Below are 15,242 nucleotides of genomic sequence, written 5' to 3' on the forward strand. Positions count from 1 at the left end.
CTGATAACAAATCAAATAAGAATGACCTGCCTTAATGATTGCTGAAAACGGCAATAGCTGCGCTCAAGCGCCGAACCCAATCATCTGCCATGCGTTGATCACTGATATTGGCAAAGCCCATCAACAGGCCCTTATGCACGGCAGGCGGCATTTGCCAATCGCTCAGTGCCTGCACCGCCAAACCTTTTGCCTGCGCCGCCTTGGCCAGAACCCGGTCATCTTCAGCCTGCTTCAGATTGGCGAGCACATGAATGCCCCCCGCCTGGCTTTGTATCTGCAAACGCTCTCCCAAGGTCTGCTCTAGCGCCTGCACCAAACAGGCACGTCGTTGGGCATACAAGGTCCGCATCTTGCGCAGGTGCCGCGCAAAATAGCCCTGCTCCATGAAGTCCGCCACCGTGGCCTGCGTCAGGATGGACCCCGGCCCGCCTGAATAATGAGCCGCCTGTTGGAAGCGCCCCACCTGAGACAATGGTGCGACCAAGTACGCCAGACGCAAGCCGGGATTCAGGACCTTGCTGAAGGTGCCGGTATAGATCACCCTATCGTCCCTATCCAGGCTTTTCAGGGCAGGCAAAGGACGACCGTGGTAGCGAAACTCACTGTCGTAATCGTCCTCTACAATCCAGGCCTGCTGCTGTCTGGCCCAATCCAGCAACTGAAAGCGTCTGGGCAAAGACATGGCCATGCCCATAGGACTTTGATGGGTGGGTGTCACGATGGCGAAACGTGCCTGTGGGCAGTGCTGCTGCCCGGCGATAAGGTCCAGACCTTCCTCATCCAGCAGCACCGCATACGCCTGCATACCCGCCTGTTTCAGAAACTGGCGGGCAAAGATATAGCCGGGGTTTTCATACCAGCCCGCATCTCCCGGATTCAGAACGCTACGACACACCAGTTCCAGCGCCCCCCAATAGCCCGCCGTCACAAACACCTGCTCGGGCAGACACGCTATGCCACGTGACACGCCCAAATAAGCCGCAATGGCCCTCCGCAGCGGTGCATAGCCCGCCGGATCGGGATAACGCATTGCCAAGGCCCCCAGGGCACGCTGATTCTGATTGGCCAACCGTGTCCAGGTCTTGCGCGGAAAGGCGTCCAAAGCAGGCAAACCCATTTGAAACGGCAAAGGTGGAGCGTGCTCGGCGGGTACATAGGGCGAGGAGCGCTGGGGAGAAGCCGGCACACTGGTGTATCGCTTGGCCTCCAGCCGGTCTAACTGTGGTGACACTACCGTTCCTGCCGGCCCTCGGGCTAGAAAGTAGCCTTCACCCAGCAGGATTTGATAGGCCTGCTCGACCGTACCCTTGGCCACGTTCAGCTCACTGACCAGGCTGCGCACGGATGGCACTCGGTCGCCGGGGCGCAGTTGGCCCGCCGCTATCGCATCCCGAAAGCGCTCGTACAGCTGTTGATAAATAGGAATGCCTGGTTCCCGGCTGGGTTTCCAGTGGCGTAGATCCATACCTATGTCCTGGTCATTTATTGATTTCTTGTCCCTGATGAGTAGGACATTACTCATGGATAATCAACAAGTAAAGCAGGCAGCCCGGCTAGATCATCAGACTGCGACAAACCCTGAATCACGTACAGTCACAAAGCGAAAGGCTGCCCTCTCCCCCTGTCTTACTTTCAATTGGATACGCCATGAGTGCACTTCGCCTTCCCTACGACACCTTGTCCCCAAAAGCCTACCAAGGCCTGCTGCAAACAAAACTGGCTTTGGACAAAAGCAGCCTGGGCAAAGAACTGGTTGAGCTGGTTAATTTACGTATTTCGCAAATCAACGGCTGCTCCTTCTGCCTGGAAATGCACGCCGCATCCTTGCGTAGCTCGGGTGTGGCCAATGCCAAGATAGACAGTCTGGCAGGCTGGCGTGTCAGCGCGCATTTTGACGAACGCGAGCGTGCAGCCTTGGAATGGACGGAATCCATGGTGGATATTGCTCACACCCATGCACCCGACGAGCACTTCGAGCCTTTGAAAGCCCATTTCAGCGATGCAGAAATTTCGGACCTGACTTTTGCGATTGGCTTGATGAGCACCTTCAATCGCCTGGCTATAAGCATGCGCAAGTAAGCGTGAGTGATGATTCTGCAGCGACAAGAAACAAGAACCCCGCGCCAGAAGTCAATCTTCAGACGGAATAAGACCGTTCAGCTGCAACACTGAACGGACGGCTTATTTGCCAACAATCCTGCCTTTACCGCAGGCCGTGCGGCAATCACATCAAGCGACCACTGAATTAGCCATGCAATAACCCCCGAAGCTTGGAAGAATGTCCAAGTGCCGGGGGTCAGTTCAGGGGGGGCTCCCCAGTTTGCAGGAATGCGTTTACTTCAGATCGGCCTTCAGGGTTTCCAGGGCCCCTACGGCGCACGCTTCGTCCAGGTGGCCGCCAGGTGCACCGCCCACGCCGATGGCGCCTATCGTGTCATTGCCGACCTTGACCGGCACGCCGCCGCCCAGCAGCAAAAAGCCCTGGATATCACCCAGATTGGCGGCGCCAGCATTTTTCTGCGAACCCTCCAGCATGGCGCTGGTCAGGCTGCGAGCCGAAGCGGACGTATAGGCCTTGTCGATGCTGGCATTAACCGTATGCGGACCGGCCTGGTCGGCACGCTGGAACGCACGCAGTACGCCGGCGCGGTCAACCACAGCCGCCGACACGTTGTAACCTTTGGCCGAACATTGCTTGACGGTTTCGGCAGCCAGACGATCAGCCAGATCCAGGGAGATGTTTTTTTCGGTCAGCACACCCTGGGCCTGGGCGGCACCAGCGGCGAACAACAACGCCATCAAAAGGGAAGAGCGCAACATAGCAGTAATCTCCATTCATCAGTTCCGACAACATTGTCGGCATGGGAAAACTATACTTGCGCCGCCCGAACGGGACTATTCGGACGCTTACCCTCGCCTCTACGTAGTTTTACGGAGAGGCACTCACCAAGCTGGCGTAATGCCGAATCAGGTGGGCCAGGTTATCGACCTGCAGTTTGGCAAACAAGTTTGCGCGATGCGTTTCAACCGTACGGGGCGACAGCGCCAACGCCCGACCTATCTCCTTATTGGTCAGGCCCTCGACAATCAGCGCCAGCACCTCGCGCTCGCGCTCGGACAAACTGGTGTAACGCTCGCGCACCCATTGATCGGCCGCAAGCCGCGCGCGGCGACGCACATGCTGGCGCACAGCCTGCTGAACCGTATCCAGCAGCACATCGTCACTGACCGGCTTTTCCAGGAACTCGATGGCCCCCGCCTTGAAGGCGCGCCGACACATGTCCACTGTGCCGTGCCCGGTCAATAAAATGATGGGCTGATCCACGCCTTGCTCGACCAGGGTATCGAGCAAGGTCAATCCACTGATGCCGGGCATGCGCACATCCAGAATCAAGGCTCCGATAGACTGCCGATCGAAAGACTCCAGAAACTGTTGTGGATCCGCCCAAGTCTGCACGCGTAACCCTACCGTGCTGATCAATAAGGACAAGCTTTGACGCACGGCGGCATCATCGTCCAGCAGATGGATCAAGGGCGACAGGCCAGAGCCATTTTCGGTCGGGTTCATGATGATTCTTCATCCACGAGTTGAAGTTCCAGCGCAAACACGGCTCCCCCCATGGGGTCGTTGAACGCCGTCAAGCCGCCACCCATGGCCTGAGCCAGCGACTCGCTCAGGCTCAGGCCCAGACCCAGGCCATCGGAACGCGTCGTGAAGAAGGGCTCGAATACACGATCCAGATGCTGCGGGTCGATTCCCGGGCCGTTATCACGCACGGTCAATTCCACGCGCCCTGCTCGCAGCAGCACCTCCAGCCAGATACGCGGATTGCTGATCCGGGCGGCGCCCAAAGCGGATACGGCATTATTGAGCAGATTATGGATGATTTGTCCGAGCGCCACGGGATCACCGACGACAACGACATCGTGTGGAGGAAGACGTTTTTCCAGGGTAATGCCCTGCCGCTCCAACTCCGGCATCAGCAAGTGCACAGACTCGCCCAGCACCTGCGTCAAGGACACCGGGCGGCACTGCTCAGCCAGGCCGCTTTCACGCAAACTGTGCCGCAGGTGCGTCAGCACGCTGGCCGCGCGCTTGATCTGTTCTACCGAATGCATCATGGCCTCGCGCGCCGGCTCCAGGTCGGGGGGATCTTCCTGCAAGAGCCGCAGGCTGGCTTGTGTATTGGCCAGCACGGAGGTCAAAGGCTGGTTCAACTCATGCGCCAGACCCGCAGCCATTTCGCCGAGCGCATTCAATCGGGCCACCTGACCGATACGCAGCAGCCCCTGAGCGCGCAAGGTCTGTTCACGTTGCTTGCGCACATAGATGACCAGCCCCACCAGCAGGGCGCTGGCCAGGGCGAACAAGGCTGCCTGCCCCCAAGGCAAGTCGGCATAGCTCACAACGCGACGGGTGTTGAACTGAAAGGGCTGGCTGGTGGAAGCCAGCGTCTTGCCCGACTGGAATACCACAGGCCCGGCATGGTCCAATCCTGGACTGATCACCCATTGTTGATCCTGCCACTCCAGCACCACACGCACTGGACTGCCATTACGCTGAAAAGGCCATTCGTCCCAGGCGATGGCGGCATTCAAATCCAGTTGCACGGCAAAGCTGGCCGGATGCGCCGCCACCAGCAGAACATAGCGCCCCTGCGCCAGCCGCACATCCGTCAACACGGCACGCTCGGCCTTTAGAGACTGCAACTGCGCCTGCTGCCATTGAGGATTGGCCCACGCGGCATCGCTCTCTTGGCGATAAATCGCTATGACCTGAGGAAACATGGCTTCCAACGTTCCCAGACGCTCAATGCGCTGCACGGGCGGCTGCAACAGGGCGAGCATCTGCAAAATGGCGTCCTGCTGGGCCAGACGCTGGCCCAGCAGCCGGTAGGCTATATTGCTTTGCACCGTAAATGCCTCCTGCAGCCGCGCCAGTTCAGCGCGCGTCAACATGATGACACCAGTCAAAGACAGGCCGAGCCAAATCAAAAAACCATATAGAAAGGTACGATGGCGCGATTTCATGGATGCAGTTTGAGGATGGGAGGCAATCAGATAACCAGGCCGACTGGTCAAAAAAAACCAGGCTTTCCTATATTAAACAATGCCGCTACCCCGCACCGTTGTGACCGGCAAGGTCTGGATCCTCAAGATTCGATATCCAAAAATCAGCCTCTCACGGCTTGGCCGCCTGCTGATACAAAGGCATGACCCGCTCCGAGATCGCCTGCAAATCCGCAATGCGGGTCGAGGAAGCCGGGTGGGTAGACAGGAACTCCGGCTGACTTCTGCCCTGCTCCAAGGCGCCCATCTTCTGCCACAAGCTCACCGCCGCACGCGGGTCGTAGCCAGCACGCGCAGCCAGTTCAACCCCGATCAGATCAGCCTCGGACTCATGGGTACGGCTATTGGGCAGCTCAAACATCACTTCGCTCAGCGTACCGCCCAGATCATTCACGGCTTGCACGCCGGTCAGGGCGGACAAAACAGTCAAGCCGAAAGACGTCGCCATTTTCTGGGAAACCTGCTCACGCGAGTGCTCGCGCAAGGCGTGGGCCATTTCATGCCCAATGACAGCAGCCAGTTCCGCGTCCGTTGGCTGAATCCGTTTGATCAAGCCGCTGTAAACCGCCATCTTGCCGCCCGGCATGCACCAGGCATTAACTTCGTCCTCATTGATGACGTGGACTTCCCAATTCCAGGAGCGGGCGTCCGCACGGAAAACACCGACTTGATCGATCAGGCGTTGAGCAATGGACTTGACCCGACGAGTCTGGGCCGCATCGGTATCCAGCGCCTTTTGCTGCCGAGCCTGGGACAAGACCTGAGCATAATTCTGGGCCGCCGCCTGATTGAGCTCGGCCTCGGACACCAGATTGGAGATGAATTGTTTGCGCTCGACACCTACCGTCCCGCTTTCCGTCGTCTGCACCGTGGCACAGCCCGTCACGGCCAGTATCAAACCCGCCGCCAAAAGGCGTTTTCCTTTCGCAATACCTTTCATGCTCAGCTCCAAAAAAACAAACCTGACAAGAAAATGAAGTGCTAGGGTCCTGCGCAAACCCTCAGTTTCAGACGCCGCACTGCGAACGATGACGCAGACAATGATCCATCAACACAATGGCCAGCAAGGCTTCGGCAATCGGCGTGGCACGAATACCCACACAAGGATCGTGACGGCCCAGTGTCTGCACCTCAACCGCTTCACCGGCTCGATTCACGGAAGGACGCATGGTACGGATGCTGGCAGTAGGCTTGATCGCCAGGGAAACCGTCACGGCCTGCCCGGAGGAAATACCACCCAATACGCCACCGGCCTGGTTGGTCTTGAAACCATCGGGGTACAGTGCATCACCGTGCTCCGAGCCTTTTTGCGTAATGCAATCAAAGCCAGCGCCAATGGACACGCCTTTTACCGCGTTCAATCCCATCATGGCATGGGCGATATCAGCATCCAGACGGTCATATATAGGTTCACCCCAACCTGCAGGCACGCCTTCGGCCACGACTTCAATGCGGGCACCAATGGACTCGCCTTCTTTGCGCAGCTCATCCATATAGGCTTCCAGCTGCGGCACCACGTCTAGGTCTGGCGCGTAAAAGGGATTCTGCTCGACCACATCCCAGCTTTTGAAAGGAATAGAGATAGGACCCAGTTGGCTCATATAGCCGCGAATCTTCACGCCGAAGTGCTCGGCCAGCCATTTCTTGGCAATTGCACCGGCCGCCACGGTAGGCGCAGTCAGGCGAGCTGAAGAGCGACCACCACCACGCGGGTCGCGGTTCTCGAACTTCTTCCAGTAGGTGTAATCCGCATGACCGGGACGGAAGGTATCCAGCAGATTGCCGTAATCCTTGCTGCGCGCATCGGAGTTGCGAATCAGCAGGCTAATGGGCGTGCCAGTTGTACGACCTTCGTAAATACCGGACAGAATTTCCACCTGATCCGGCTCACGGCGCTGAGTCACGTGGCGCGAGGTGCCAGGACGGCGGCGATCCAGTTCAAACTGAATATCCTGTTCAGACAGCTCCAGGCCCGGAGGGCAGCCGTCGATCACTGCGCCAATCGCTGGACCATGAGATTCGCCGTAATTCGTGACGCGGAAGCTTTTACCTAGAGTATTGCCGGACATAGAGAAAGTGAACGCAAAGAAATGAGGAAAAATGAAAGACAGGCACGATTATGGCATTGTTCCCGAATCCGGACATGCACCGCGCCCGGTCTTTCAGGAAGAGCAACTGACGGCCAGCTCCGCACTGCCTTCTGGCGGCGGCATGGCATAGGCCTCAAAACCGGCCCGCTCGGTGTATGGGTCGCGCAGCAGCTTCAGCAAGGTGTCAATTTCGCTGGCGTCATCCTTGGCAGCAGCCTGGATGGCCTGCTCAGCCAAATGGTTACGCAGCACATACAAAGGATTGACGCGGTTCATGGACTCGCGCTGCTCTGGCGTGTCGGAACCGTCCAGCGTCAGGCGCTGGCTATAGGCCTGCCACCAGGCCTGGGCCTGATCTTCGGAACCCTCAAACAGGCTCAGGAAAGCCTCGGGTGCCTTGCTGGCCTGTGCCAGAGCACGGAAGGACAAGGTGAAATCCGCCCCGCTGTTGTGCAGCAAGCGCCACCAGTCATCGACCAGTTGCGCGTCATCCGCCTGCCAGGTGCGCAGGCCGAACTTGGCCTGCAAATTGGCGTGATAGCGCTTCAGGAAACTAGCTTCAAAGGTCTGCAAACGCTCTTTCACCGCATCCACATCTGGATCCAGCACCATCAAGGCACTGGCCAGGCGATACAAGTTCCAATGCACAATCGCAGGCTGCGCATTCCAGGCATAACGGCCTTGATTATCGCTGTGATTGCAAACGTGATTCACACGGAATCGGTCCATGAAGCCGTACGGACCGTAGTCAATGGTCAGACCCAGAATGGACATATTGTCAGTATTCATGACGCCGTGGCAAAAGCCGACAGTCTGCCAGTCGGCCACCATTTCTGCGCTGCGATGCGTCACTTCCTGCAAGAAGCGGCAGACGCGCTCCTGCTCCGAATCGCCTTCGACCAGCAGTTCCGGATAGAACTCGCGCAGCACATAGTCCAACAATTCACGCACACGGCTTGCGTCGTTGGCCCAATGTTCAAACGAGCCAAAACGCACAAAACTGGGGGCAACACGTGTCACAATCGCGCCCGTTTCCACGGTTTCCCGGTACACAGGCGTATCCGAAGTGACCAGGGCCAAGGCCCGGCTGGTCGCAATGCCCAAACCGGCCATGGCCTCACTGGCCAGATATTCACGCACACTGGATCTCAGCACGGCACGGCCATCGCCCATACGGGAATACGGGGTTTTACCGGCGCCCTTCAACTGCAATTCCTGCGGGCCCGTGGGGGTATCGATTTGCCCCAGCAAATGCGCACGGCCATCGCCCAACTGTCCTGCCCAGACACCGAACTGGTGACCACTGTATACAGCCGATACAGTCAGGCCACCCGGCAAGGGGGCTTGGCCGCTGACTACATCCAGAAATTCCTGTTCCCCCAAACGGGAGACATCCAGACCCAGTTGCGCCGCCAATTCCTTATTGACGTGCAGCAGGCGGGAATTGGCCAGGGGTTGCGGCGGAACCGCCGTATGGAAAGCCGAGGGCAAATCCGCAAAATGGTGACTGATGGCCAGGCCATCGAACAAGCTGGACATACAGACCCCCTTAGGCCGATTTGGCGGCTTTGGCAGCCTCGGCTTTTTCGGCCTTGCTGCGCTGCTTGGCTGCTTTCTTGGCAGGCCAGAGATAAAAAATGGCGCAGAAATAATAAATCAGGGACAGAACAATCTCTGCAATCGCCCAGGGCATGACTTCAGCCACCGGGTCCGACCAGGCACGCATGACCCCTTCTGCGAAGTACAGCAGAATCATCATGGACGTCCATTGCAGGGTATATAAATTGCCCTTGAGCACGCTGCGCAGCGGCAGCACCAAAGGAATCACTTTCAGCACCAGCCAGGAGCCGCCGGGTTTCAGGGGCGCAAAATGAAGCTCCCAAGCCAGGCACAAAGCAATCAAGGCGACCAAAGCCAGGGCCGCCACTCGATGAAGTATGGGGTTTAAAGGTTCATGCATGCTGTTATTATCACCTGAACCCTGTCGAAAAGCAGCGTCCGCCGCATCAAACCGCTATGAAAAACGACGAGAACTTCCCTATGCCCTCTGAGCAAGCTGAACAAACAGACTTGAGCCCAGACAACACAGATCCCGTGTCCCAACAGGAGCTCCCGCCCGCCCCCACCGCCAAACATCACTTTTTAAGTGTGGCGCGCTTTGCCATCAAGCGGGTGGCCGAAAAAGATCTGATGAAGGTAGCCTCCAGCCTGACCTACACCACGATCCTGGCCATTGTCCCCATGCTGACGGTGGTACTGGCGCTGTTCACGGCCTTTCCACTGTTTCAGGAATTTGAAAGTGCCCTGGAAGGGTTTTTGACCCGTAACCTGATGCCCGAAGTAGTGTCAGAAAACATCATGTTGTATCTGAACCAGTTTGCCTCCAAAGCGTCAGGCCTGACGGCGGTAGGCAGCTTGTTCCTGATTGTCACGTCCATCATGCTGATCATGACCATTGACGAGACCTTCAACAATATTTTCCAGGTACACGTGCAACGCCCACTGGGACAACGCCTGCTGGTGTACTGGGCCATTATTTCGCTGGGCCCGATTCTGACGGGTGCCAGCCTGTGGGCCACAACCATTCTGGCCAGGGAGTCCTTAGGTTATATCGGCGACTTGTCCGGCATAGTGACCTTCGCCCTGTCTTACGTCCCCTTCCTGTTTACCGCCCTGGGGCTGACGGCGCTGTTCATGTACGTGCCCAACCGCCGTGTATGGTGGCGCGATGCCCTGATCGGTGGGGTAGTCACGGCCGCCTTGCTGGAGCTGATGAAAGCCGGTTTCGCCTTCTACCTGACGCGCTTTCCCACCTACACGATTATCTACGGTGCCTTTGCCATCCTGCCAATCTTCCTGCTGTGGATTTACATCTCCTGGCTGATCGTCCTGCTGGGCGCCTCCATGGTGGCGATTCTGCCCGACTGGCGTGGCCGCAACTGGGTCAAGACCAATGTGCCCGGCATTGCCTTTACCGATGCCGTGAACCTGCTCTACCAGCTGTGGCTGAACCGTCAGAACCCGCAGGGACTGAGCGTACGTGAACTCAGCCACAAGCTGGAACGCGACCCGGACGAGCTGTACGGCATTTTATGCAAGCTCAAGTCCATGGGGCTGATTGCGGATACCCAGCAAGACAATGACGAACAGTGGGTACTGAGTTGCGATCTGCGTCAGGTCAGCCTGAAACAACTTACCAAAGCATTTCTGCTGGACCGCGCCCATACCCACGAGGGTCCGCTAGAATATGTATTCAATTATCTTTCTCAGTTTTTCGATCAGCGACTATCCAATCTGGAAGAACTGTTTGAGTCGCCACAAGGCATTCTGACAGGACAACCAGCCATACTAAACGCCGATCCCGGTCAGGAGACCCAGTATGCTAAAAGTCAGTGAAATCCTGCGTGTCAAGGGAGACACGCTTTATACAGGCACCCCCGAAATGACCGTCGAAAAAGCGGTACAGAGCATGAGCGAGCTGGATATTGGTTCGCTGGTGATCATGGAGCATGGTCAGTTGGTGGGTATGTTGACCTTTCGCGAGATCATTCGCCACTGGCACGCCCAGGGTGACAAAGCCCAGGGCTTTACCGTGCGCAGCATCATGGATGACGCCCCCGTCAGCGTCACTCCCAACACCAGTGCCGACGAAGTGCAGCGCCTGATGCTGAACAACCACGCACGCTACATGCCCGTGATGGACGGTCCGGTGCTGATGGGGGTTATTTCCTTCTTTGACATGGCGCGCGCCATTGTTCACGCCCAGCAGTTCGAGAACAATATGCTCAAAGCCTATATCCGCGACTGGCCTACCGATTCCGAGCAAGCCAGCGCGTCCTGATCCACCCGGATTCTGCCGTCTTTACTGACGGCGCTGCAATTCTTCCCAGGCCTGCGCAAGCAGGCCTGGGTCGTTTTTGGCCAGCCAATTGTGATCGGACAAGGTACGACGCCACTGTCGTGCGCCCTTCTTGCCGTGCGGCCAGCCCAGCATGCTTTTAATCACAATGCGCAGCGGCACACCGGCCTGCACATGAGGGCGGGCGTAGGCAATCATCTGTTCGACGACCGAATCTTCATCCAGCAGCACATCCTCGGGCCACAGGCGGCGGTGAATATCGCTCAAGACCGCCGGGGTATGCCAGGCGGCGCGCCCGAGCATTACGCCATCGAACTGCTCTTCCAGCTCGACAGCCTGATCGGTCTCGTGAATGCCGCCGTTCAAAATGAACAGTGCTTCGGGAAAGTCCTTTTTCAATTGCATGGCCATGTCATAGCGCAAAGGCGGGATTTCCCGGTTGTCCTTGGGCGACAAGCCTTTCAAGACCGCATTGCGAGCATGAACGGTAAAAACACGGCACCCGGACTCGAACAGAAGCCCCACAAAATCCCGCACAAAATCATAAGACTCGTTGTAATCCAGCCCCAGCCTGTGCTTTACCGTCACGGGCACGGACACCGCATCCTGCATGGCTTTCACGCAGTCAGCCACCAATTGCGGCTCATTCATCAAACAGGCACCGAAAGCACCCTTTTGAACCCGCTCCGAGGGGCAACCGCAGTTCAGATTAATTTCGTCGTAACCCCACTTTTCACCGGCCAGAGCGCTGGTAACCAAGGCATCCCGGTCGCTGCCCCCCAGTTGCAAGGCCACCGGATGCTCTGCCTGATCAAAATCCAGATGACGTGCCTGATCACCGTGCGTCAATGCGCCCGTGGTGATCATTTCAGTAAACAGCAAGGCGCGCGGCGCCAGCAGACGATGAAAAAAGCGGCTGTGGCGGTCAGTCACGTCAATCATGGGCGCCACACTCAAACGCCACATCTGGCTGTCCGGCATCACAAAATTAGTCATAAACAGGGAGCAAATCGCCTGATTGCAGGCTTGGTGAAAAAGGGAAAACACCCATTTTAATGGTTTCAGCCGACCACTGGATGAAGATAAAGCGCGGTAAATCGCCGCAAGGCTCCAAAAAGCGGGCGCACTGGTCTAAAATCGGCCGTTTGACATACTTGCGCGCCTGATAGTGCGCCACCAACCGGACCCTCACTGAAAGCATGGCTGTTTTTACTTCTGTCAGCGAACTTGACGCCCGCGAACTGCTGGAACAATACACAATTGGCGAATTTGTTTCCTTACGTGGCATTACCGCCGGCATTGAAAACACCAATTACTTTCTGAGCACCACCCAGGGCGAGTACGTTCTGACGTTGTTTGAAGTCCTGACGCTGGAACAACTGCCCTTCTACATCGAGCTGATGCACCACCTGGCCGCCAAAGGTGTGCCGGTGCCCGAGCCCATGACCCGCCGCGATGGCAAACGCATCTGTGTCATGCACGGCAAGCCTTGCTCGATTGTGACGCGCCTGCGTGGTGGTTACGAGCCCGAGCCTACGGTTGAACACTGCCGTCAGATCGCCCGCACACAAGCCCAGGCCCACCTGGCTGCTCAGGACTTCCCCCTGGAGCAACCCAATCTGCGCGGCCTGAGCTGGTGGCAAGCTACCGTTCCCCAGGTTCTGCCTTTCCTGGATGCGAGCCAGTCCGAGCTGATCCAGACCGTTCTGCAAGAACAAAGCAGCTTTGCCGACAGCGACACCTATCGCTCCTTGCCTCAAGGCCCGGCCCACTGCGACCTGTTCCGCGACAACGTGCTGTTTGCCGGCACGTCCGAAGCGCCCCAGATGGGCGGCATCATCGACTTTTACTTTGCCGGTTGCGACACCTGGCTGTTTGACGTGGCCGTGGCCGTGAACGACTGGTGTATCGACCGCCTGAGCGGTGCCCTGAATCTGGAAAAAGCCCAGGCCTGGCTGGAATCCTACGCCCAGGTGCGCCCCTTTACCGAAGCCGAACACAGCGCCTGGCCTATACTGATCCAGGCCGCCGCGCTGCGCTTCTGGATCTCGCGCCTGTACGACTTTTATCTGCCCCGCCCCGCTCAAACCCTCAAGCCGCACGACCCGCGGCACTTTGAGCGTGTGCTGCGCCAGCGTCGCGACCATGCTGTACCGGCGCTCCCTCGATAAATACGGATACTGATATGCAAGCTGCCAAGCTCCCCTTTCTTTACGGGTGGTACTGGATTCAGGAAGGATTGCGCTTGTTCAAGCGGCAACCGGCTGCTCTATTCTTCTGGAGCCTGATCACCTCCATCCTGATCAACCTGAGCAATATTTTCCCCATCGTGGGCCAGATGGTGCTGATCGTGCTGGTCCCGACCATGACCTTCATCATCCAGAATGCCTGTCGTCGCATTCATCAAGGAGAGGTCATGCGCCTGGGCATGTGGACCGAGCCCTTGAAGCCTGCCCCGGTACGCAACCGGCTGATCAAGCTGGGCTTTATTTACCTGCTGGCCTGCCTGGTCGTGGGCTTTGTGGCGACTTTCCCCTTTGTGAATGAGCTGTCCCAGCTAATGGACAACAGCAATGCCACTCCGCAGGAAGTCATGGCAGCCTTTCGCAAGCCCATCATTTTGTTCTTCGTACTGTACCTGGGCCTGTCCGCCCTGTTCTGGCACGCTCCGGCCCTGGTAGGCTGGCATGCCATCCCCGTCAAGCAAGCCCTGTTCTTTTCCATGGTGGCTTGCTGGCGCAACAAGGCCGCCTTCCTGCTGTACGGCCTGTGCTGGGCGGCTGCTTTCTTCGCCATCCAGACCCTGGGCGAATTGCTGCTGGGTGCAGGTTTAAGCCCAGGCACGGCCACCATGGTGCTGACGCCTATCAATCTGGCGATGGCCGCTATCCTGTACGCCAGCTTCTACCCGGCTTACCGCAGCGTGTTTGGTGATCCGATGCGCGATACCGAGCAAGGCTAAGCCCAGTCCAACCATACCCCGCCCCCTGTTTGACGTATTTCCTGCAGGGCGGCGGCCCAAGTTGAAAACAGCTCAGGCCCGGACAGATAGCCAAGCGGTGCTTCCAATACCGATCTGGCCTTTCTATGCCACCGTACCACCCCTGGCGATACTGCCGGACAAAACCTCAAGGGCTGATCGCTTTCATCCAGAAAGCAGATATCCAGCGCCTGACGCATTCCCCATAGATGAACCGCTCTGCAAGGCCGCAGCCACACGGCGGTTGCGAAACCCTTATTCTGTGGCAATGCCTTCCAGCCACGCCAACGGGCCCAGAAAGTCTGGGCGTCGAATAAATACAGGGGCTGTGGTTGCGCCTGCTGCAGCGCCTGTTTGATCAGTACTGATATGGACATCACCCTAACCTCACCCTGCCAGCCAAGGGCCTAACAGACTCATCGCAATCACCAAGAACGTGCAGGGAAAAATGCACACGACCAAAGGGGCCAGCAAATACACAGGCAGCTTGAGAGCTCGTTGCTCGGCTTCCAGGTGCAAATGACTACGCAGTTTTTCTGCTTGAGCGCGCAGCAACAAGGCTAAGGACAAACCTGTGTCCTGCGCCAGTTCCAAGGACAAGGCCAACTCCTCCAATTCTGCCTGCCTGAAGCTTAAAGCGACATTGCGCATCGCCTGCGGCAAACGCCGTCCTGCTCGAACTTCGCCCTGTACCTTGTTCAAGCTGTTCAGCAGGCTTCCTTGCGGTAGCGCCTGCGTTGCACCCGTCCAGGCCTGCTGCACGCCCAACCCGGACTCGACTGCCAGTACCAGTAGATCCAGAAAGAATGGCAGGTCCCGGCGGCAGCGTGAATGATGCTGGCGCTGCAGTTTTCTTCCCTGTGAGATAGCTTGCAATACACTCAGGAAGAAACCAATCAGAGCCAGCCCTGCAAGCTCCATCAATGAAGTCCCCTGGGTCAACAAGAAAGCACTAACAAGGCTTGTGAGCAAGGCAGTCAAGGCCACACGTTTGCTTAAAAGCCCCCGTACCTCCTTGGCATACGAGCCCCACAATCGCTCCGGCCACTCGTGCACAAAAGGCAGGGACAGGCAAAGATTCAGGACTCTGGAAAACGGCGCTTCCCAAGCCTGCCAGGCCGCCAGCCCCAAACTGCTGCCTCCTTGCAGCAGAAGCAGATAACGGCCGCGCCAAGACCACAGAAAGGCAATCAAGAACAAGGCCGCACTCAAGGCAGAGAGCATCCAGATCAGTGCGAGCATA

16 protein-coding genes are annotated in these 15,242 nt (G+C 57.6%); 5 read left to right on the forward strand and 11 right to left on the reverse strand.

All coding sequences use genetic code 11. From position 1 onward, the window contains the following. Window positions 1-31: 31 nt before the first annotated feature. Window positions 32-1,465, reverse strand: a complete 1,434-nt coding sequence (locus KOE80_RS02825; RefSeq protein ID WP_226348309.1) for a PLP-dependent aminotransferase family protein — start codon at window positions 1,463-1,465, stop codon at window positions 32-34. 182 nt (window positions 1,466-1,647) lie between these two features. Here KOE80_RS02825 and KOE80_RS02830 point away from each other — a divergent pair, with 182 nt between their 5' ends. Beyond that, window positions 1,648-2,079, forward strand: a complete 432-nt coding sequence (locus KOE80_RS02830; protein WP_226348310.1) for a carboxymuconolactone decarboxylase family protein — start codon at window positions 1,648-1,650, stop codon at window positions 2,077-2,079. Window positions 2,080-2,334: 255 nt separating this feature from the next. Here the strand turns inward: KOE80_RS02830 and KOE80_RS02835 are convergent, their stop codons facing one another. The 7 genes from KOE80_RS02835 to KOE80_RS02865 all read right to left on the reverse strand — a co-directional run bounded on the left by KOE80_RS02835 (window position 2,335) and on the right by KOE80_RS02865 (window position 9,120). Continuing rightward, window positions 2,335-2,820, reverse strand: coding sequence for a GlcG/HbpS family heme-binding protein (locus tag KOE80_RS02835; RefSeq protein ID WP_226348311.1), 486 nt, complete (start codon window positions 2,818-2,820; stop codon window positions 2,335-2,337). A gap of 109 nt (window positions 2,821-2,929) precedes the next feature. Then, window positions 2,930-3,568 (reverse strand): response regulator transcription factor, encoded by a 639-nt coding sequence (locus tag KOE80_RS02840; protein ID WP_226348312.1) that lies wholly within the window; start codon window positions 3,566-3,568, stop codon window positions 2,930-2,932. Continuing rightward, window positions 3,565-4,959, reverse strand: a complete 1,395-nt coding sequence (locus KOE80_RS02845) for a sensor histidine kinase (RefSeq protein WP_226348313.1) — start codon at window positions 4,957-4,959, stop codon at window positions 3,565-3,567. The genes KOE80_RS02840 and KOE80_RS02845 overlap by 4 nt, the downstream gene beginning before the upstream one ends. Before the next feature lie 223 nt (window positions 4,960-5,182). Then, entirely contained in the window at window positions 5,183-6,010 is an 828-nt protein-coding gene (locus KOE80_RS02850) for a M48 family metallopeptidase (RefSeq protein ID WP_226348314.1), read from the reverse strand. A gap of 67 nt (window positions 6,011-6,077) precedes the next feature. Continuing rightward, window positions 6,078-7,139: a chorismate synthase gene (gene aroC, locus KOE80_RS02855; protein ID WP_035272817.1), complete on the reverse strand. Its 1,062-nt coding sequence runs from the start codon at window positions 7,137-7,139 to the stop codon at window positions 6,078-6,080. A 93-nt stretch (window positions 7,140-7,232) separates the two neighbouring features. Then, entirely contained in the window at window positions 7,233-8,699 is a 1,467-nt protein-coding gene (locus tag KOE80_RS02860; RefSeq protein WP_226348315.1) for a protein adenylyltransferase SelO, read from the reverse strand. Between the two features lie 10 nt (window positions 8,700-8,709). Continuing rightward, window positions 8,710-9,120, reverse strand: coding sequence for a DUF2069 domain-containing protein (locus KOE80_RS02865; protein WP_009462169.1), 411 nt, complete (start codon window positions 9,118-9,120; stop codon window positions 8,710-8,712). A 56-nt stretch (window positions 9,121-9,176) separates the two neighbouring features. Here KOE80_RS02865 and KOE80_RS02870 point away from each other — a divergent pair, with 56 nt between their 5' ends. Next, a complete protein-coding gene (locus KOE80_RS02870) occupies window positions 9,177-10,556 on the forward strand; it encodes a YihY family inner membrane protein (RefSeq protein ID WP_226348316.1) in 1,380 nt (459 codons plus the stop codon). Continuing rightward, the gene (locus KOE80_RS02875; protein WP_009462173.1) at window positions 10,540-11,001 is read left to right on the forward strand and encodes a CBS domain-containing protein; all 462 of its coding nucleotides are present in this window, start codon (window positions 10,540-10,542) and stop codon (window positions 10,999-11,001) included. The genes KOE80_RS02870 and KOE80_RS02875 overlap by 17 nt, the downstream gene beginning before the upstream one ends. Before the next feature lie 21 nt (window positions 11,002-11,022). Here KOE80_RS02875 and dusA read toward each other — a convergent pair whose 3' ends face one another. Together dusA and KOE80_RS02885 are read right to left on the reverse strand one after the other, a co-directional pair. Further along, window positions 11,023-12,015 carry a tRNA dihydrouridine(20/20a) synthase DusA gene (dusA, locus tag KOE80_RS02880; RefSeq protein ID WP_226348317.1) on the reverse strand — a complete coding sequence of 331 codons (993 nt, stop codon included), beginning with the start codon at window positions 12,013-12,015 and terminating at the stop codon, window positions 11,023-11,025. Continuing rightward, window positions 12,008-12,196 (reverse strand): hypothetical protein, encoded by a 189-nt coding sequence (locus KOE80_RS02885; RefSeq protein WP_146192484.1) that lies wholly within the window; start codon window positions 12,194-12,196, stop codon window positions 12,008-12,010. The genes dusA and KOE80_RS02885 overlap by 8 nt, the downstream gene beginning before the upstream one ends. 22 nt (window positions 12,197-12,218) lie before the next feature. Between KOE80_RS02885 and KOE80_RS02890 the strand changes: the two genes are divergently transcribed. Further along, complete coding sequence (locus KOE80_RS02890) at window positions 12,219-13,190, forward strand: homoserine kinase (RefSeq protein ID WP_026483379.1); 972 nt, start codon at window positions 12,219-12,221, stop codon at window positions 13,188-13,190. A gap of 14 nt (window positions 13,191-13,204) precedes the next feature. After that, on the forward strand, window positions 13,205-13,981 hold the full coding sequence (locus KOE80_RS02895) for a BPSS1780 family membrane protein (protein ID WP_226348318.1): 777 nt from the start codon (window positions 13,205-13,207) through the stop codon (window positions 13,979-13,981). Between the two features lie 405 nt (window positions 13,982-14,386). Here KOE80_RS02895 and KOE80_RS02900 read toward each other — a convergent pair whose 3' ends face one another. After that, on the reverse strand, window positions 14,387-15,241 hold the full coding sequence (locus KOE80_RS02900; protein ID WP_226348319.1) for a type II secretion system F family protein: 855 nt from the start codon (window positions 15,239-15,241) through the stop codon (window positions 14,387-14,389). Window position 15,242 lies beyond the last annotated feature (1 nt).

Origin of the sequence: Alcaligenes sp. 13f (assembly GCF_020496585.1) — a bacterium.
In the GTDB taxonomy this organism is placed as follows: domain Bacteria; phylum Pseudomonadota; class Gammaproteobacteria; order Burkholderiales; family Burkholderiaceae_B; genus Alcaligenes; species Alcaligenes phenolicus.